General features: G+C 43.4%; 4 protein-coding genes. 3 read left to right on the top strand and 1 reads right to left on the bottom strand.

Annotation, left to right across the window (positions count from 1 at the left end; all coding sequences use genetic code 11):
* The 3 genes from K2Q26_13590 to K2Q26_13580 form a co-directional block, all read left to right on the top strand.
* Positions 1-1,086, top strand: a 1,086-nt coding sequence (locus K2Q26_13590) for a GHKL domain-containing protein (protein MBY0316551.1), incomplete at its 5' end; no start/stop codon positions are given.
* Positions 1,055-1,522 (top strand): nucleoside deaminase, encoded by a 468-nt coding sequence (locus K2Q26_13585; GenBank protein MBY0316550.1) that lies wholly within the window; start codon positions 1,055-1,057, stop codon positions 1,520-1,522. The genes K2Q26_13590 and K2Q26_13585, both read left to right, overlap by 32 nt.
* A 23-nt stretch (positions 1,523-1,545) precedes the next feature.
* The gene (locus K2Q26_13580; protein ID MBY0316549.1) at positions 1,546-2,982 is read left to right on the top strand and encodes a phosphatidylserine/phosphatidylglycerophosphate/cardiolipin synthase family protein; all 1,437 of its coding nucleotides are present in this window, start codon (positions 1,546-1,548) and stop codon (positions 2,980-2,982) included.
* Here K2Q26_13580 and K2Q26_13575 read toward each other — a convergent pair.
* Positions 2,979-4,295 (bottom strand): twitch domain-containing radical SAM protein, encoded by a 1,317-nt coding sequence (locus K2Q26_13575; protein MBY0316548.1) that lies wholly within the window; start codon positions 4,293-4,295, stop codon positions 2,979-2,981. The two genes, K2Q26_13580 and K2Q26_13575, sit on opposite strands and share 4 nt — an antisense overlap.
* Positions 4,296-4,470 lie beyond the last annotated feature (175 nt).

Raw genomic sequence — 4,470 nt, 5'->3', positions numbered from 1 at the left:
GGGAGAATTATAAATTCGAATCCGGCCGCTCTTAAAGTGTTCTCGGCGTCGAAAGCAGATTTGACCTCCTTCGAGTCCCTATTTTCATCCCGACAATTTTTCGACGAGAAGGAAAATGCCATTGATCAAAAAGATCTTCCTCCAAATGTTGTTCTAAGAACGCAGAAAAAAGTTGAAGATTTCCTCGTTGGTGTTCGAAGCGCAAGCGGAGATATTTGTTGGCTACAGATGAGTTCAGTTCCCCTGGTTGACGACGAGAATGCTGTCATCGGAGTGGTCACGTCTTTTGCGGACATTACATCTTTGAGAAAAGCACAAAAGGATTTAGAAGTTCACAATGCTCTTTTATTTAATGCTTCTAAACTCTCCTCATTGGGTGAAATGGCTGCGGGTATCGCTCACGAAATCAATAATCCGTTAGCGATCGTGGCACTGCGGACCGAAGAGCTTAATGCCAATCTCCAGCAAGACACGGTCGATAAGTCTCATCTTCTTAAGATATCCAAAAACATCATTGATGCTGTTTTTCGTATTTCGAGAATTATCAAAAGCCTCAAAACCTTTTCCAGAGATAATTCTGCCGAACCGATGCAGTGGCACTTATTCGAAACCATTCTCGATGACGTGAAGAACATTCTGGCACAAAAGATTCACCTCGAAAGTATTGAGCTCCATATCGCAGAAGAGCTGCGAAGAGGTGCGCTGTTTTGCAGAAATACTCAGTTGTCCCAGGTGCTACTGAACTTGATCGTTAATTCCTGTGATGCAATAAAGCATCGGGAAGAAAAGTGGATTAAGATCCATTGCGAAATGGATGAGGAGCATTTTTATATCAACGTTGATGACAGCGGTGATGCTATACCGGCAGAAACAGTGGAAAAAATTTTCGAGCCCTTTTTTACAACAAAGTCCGTCGGCGAGGGCACCGGACTCGGTTTACATATTGTTAGATCACTTCTCCAGCACAATAAAGCTACAATTAGTTACATGAGAGTTGAAAATGCAACGCGCTTTCGTATAAAATTTCCCAAGGACAGTTGGCGAAAGGGCGAACATGCAGGAACAATTCATGAAAAGAGCTATTGAACTCTCACGAGAGCATATGCATGCTGGACACGGTGGCCCCTTTGGCGCGGTTATCGTTAAAGATGGAAAAATCATTGGTGAAGGGTGGAACTGCGTGACTTCGACCAATGATCCTACGGCTCATGCAGAGGTCGTCGCAATACGTAACGCGTGTAGGAACATCGCTGATTTCGAACTTCAAGACGCAGAACTTTACACCTCCTGCGAGCCATGCCCGATGTGTCTCTCCGCGGCCTATTGGGCCCGTTTAGGGAAAGTATATTATGGCAACACCCGGGAAGATGCAGCTCGCCATCAGTTTGATGATGATTTCATTTATAAAGAGATTCCTTTGCCTCTCGAAGAAAGAAGTCTACCGATGGTTCAGTTTCTCTCTTCGGAAGCCTATCAGATTTTTAAAGAGTGGGATGCCAAGAACGATAAGATTCCTTACTGATTTGATTCAGTTTTAAGATGTTTATGACCCAGAAGGTATCTCGAGTTTTAGTAAAAACAATATTATGGGTCACCGCAATCCTTGTGTTGATTTATCTCCTCTTTGCAGCGGGTTTTTTTCTCGTCGGTCAGCAAGGAGCTTTTAAAACAAAAGCGAGTCCTGCGCTTCGAAAAGAGTTTAAATCTCCTCAAAAAATGGTGCTGTTAGATACTGGGGCGGATTCTTTCATCCAACGCCTTCAACTTATTCGTTCAGCGCAAAAAACCATAGAACTCGAATTTTTTATTTTTGACCTGGATATCGCCAGTCGAATCACAACTGCGGAACTTATCGAAAAAGCAAAGCTAGGGGTCAACGTCAGAATACTCGTAGACTCTTCAATCCCTGTTTTTCGCTTAACTCCGGCCTATGCGCAAATCCTCCGCGGCCATGGCATACATGTTAAATATTATAATTACATGCCAATCTATCGATTTATTTCCTCGCAACATCGAAGCCATCGCAAACTTCTCATCGTTGATGACAAAGCTTTTATCACCGGCGGTAGAAATGTGGCCAAAGAGTATTTCGATATGAAGGAAGACTATAATTTTATTGATAGCGACATCTTGGTCCGGGGAGAAATGGCACAAACGGCTCGAGAAAGTTTTGATCAATATTTCAACTCAGAACTCACAGAAGATCCTAACTTTGACGAAGTGAAAGAAAAGCATTTAAGTAAAGCTAAAGAATTTTTAACAAGTGATCCTGGCGATGATAAGCTTGTAGATGACTTAACAACGGAAGCCAAGACTTCTTTTATAGAATACACCTGCAATGACTCTCTCTTTATCACAGACCCTCCGGCCGGCGGCGAAGAGTCCAGACAAGTTTTTAAAGAGATCGTAAAGTTAGCCATTGAAGCCCAAGAAAATGTCGTCGTAGAGAGTCCTTACTTTGTGATAAAAAGAGGGGGCTACGACGTACTTAAAGAATTATCAAACCGGCAGGTGCATCTCGAAATTCTAACCAATAGCGCGCATTCAACGGATGCCATTTACGCGGTGAGCTCTTTGATGTTTCGGCTCTATAAACTCTCCCAGTTGAATTTATCACTGTCGGTGATGACCGGAGCTGCGGTGGAGGGGGAATCTTCTTTACGAGTGGCAGATTCTGCTCGTTGGGGACTTCATTCTAAGCGTGCGGTTATAGATCATCGCCACACTCTGGTTGGAACTTACAATGTTGATCCGCGGTCAGCGAATCTGAATTCCGAACTCATGGTGGTTTGCCGGGACAATAAGGACCTCGCCGATGCCGTGTTCAGGAGCTTCCAAAAAAGAAAAGCGTCATCTGAGGTTGTTATCGATAAGGGTGAGCTTCAGAGTTTTTCGGCTTTATACTCAAAGGCGACGATCACGGAAAAGATATTACTTGTGCTCTACATTCCTGTGGCCAATCTTTTTGATTTTCTTCTTTAAGCGTTTGTGTTTGCTAGCCTAGAGATCCAACTTTTGAGGGAGCCTGGACGCGAATCACTAAAATACGGCTTAAGAGCATCATAGAATTCCGGAAAGGTCTCTGCAAAGTTCGTATTTCTATTTTTATCGAGAAGATTTATGTATTCGAGCACCGCGGGTAAGTGATGGCTTTCGTCTTTCTCGTTCATAAAAGAAACCAGCCCCGACAGTTTGTTGGACTTATTTTTTGCCTGACTTTCGAAGGTGAGTATTTTTTCGGTGATCTTTTGTTTGATTGGTGGAGGTAAAACGCGAGGACTGAGGTACTCGGGTTGCATGACAATGCCAGGATGGATGTTTCCGCCATAGGTCTTATTGATTTTTTTAAAGTTTTTACCTTCAACCCATTTTGCGAAATCAACTAAGTTGTAGAGGCTTAGAAAGTGCGCCGAAAATAGAATCATGACATTAATATTGTTATAGTAAACTTTATCTAAATAATTGAGGTTACTTTCGATAGCAGACCATTCGGCAGGATAGCGGAGATAATGGTTTTGTTCTCGGAGACCGTCGATACTCGCGAAAAACTGAACCTCCTTAAAGTGTTTCCAGAGTCCAATGTGATCTCTGTTTAAAACGGTGAGGTTGGTGTGGTAACGGAGGACTATTCTGGAAGCGTAGCTATTATCCACACAATATTTGAGAAACTCAAAATGTCCGTTGAGCAACATCGGTTCGCCGCCACCAATGATCAGTTGCTGAAGAGTGGGGGCTAAATCTCTGAGTTCGCTCCAGACCAACTCGTTATCCTGCCAATCATAATTTTTAAGATCGATTGAATTTTTCCAATTCATATCTTTCTTGAGGGTGGAAGTTTTGGCTTGGGTCGCGAGCTTTTGCGATAAACCGAGCCATTTTTTAGAATCATGAGGTCGACACATTACGCATTGGAGATTGCAGGTATTTCCAATGCGTAAATCCATAGAGATCGGACCTTGTAAAAGGCGACCGTCAGCCTGAGTTTGGAGCAGCAAATCATTCAGCTTTTGTTTTCCTAAACGTTGCTCCCAGACTTCAATTTCGTGGAGCCGGAGGGATTTGTACTTGTTTTCCTCTTCGATCCAACAACGCTGACAGCTGGCGGGTCTCTCGCCGGCCATCATCGCTTTGCGGATATTCCTCCAATACTTGGAATTAAAAGAGTCATTGATGCTATCGCGATTGAGATTGAGTTTGGAGTCATTGGCGGAGACACAACAGAGCAGGAGCGAGCCATCCGTATAAGAGGCCTGATGGAGCCAAGGGAGTGGGCAAAATGTCTTCGGATAACTCATAGGTGAACTATGCTTGTTTTTTAAGAGTCGATCAAGAGAACTTATTGAGGCCGTTAGCCTGTCGGTGCTTGGATTTAAACAAATTCTCTTGTTTAATGGAGGGGCGTCTAATACTGCTAAGTTTTATGGAAAAATCGAAGCCCTGCCAAGTTTGTGGTCGCATTATTGAGCCTCG

It is taken from the genome of Bdellovibrionales bacterium (assembly GCA_019750295.1).
Classification (GTDB): domain Bacteria; phylum Bdellovibrionota; class Bdellovibrionia; order Bdellovibrionales; family JAGQZY01; genus JAIEOS01.
Note: the sequence above shows the minus strand (reverse complement) of the source record. Positions and strands in the feature narration are given on the sequence as shown.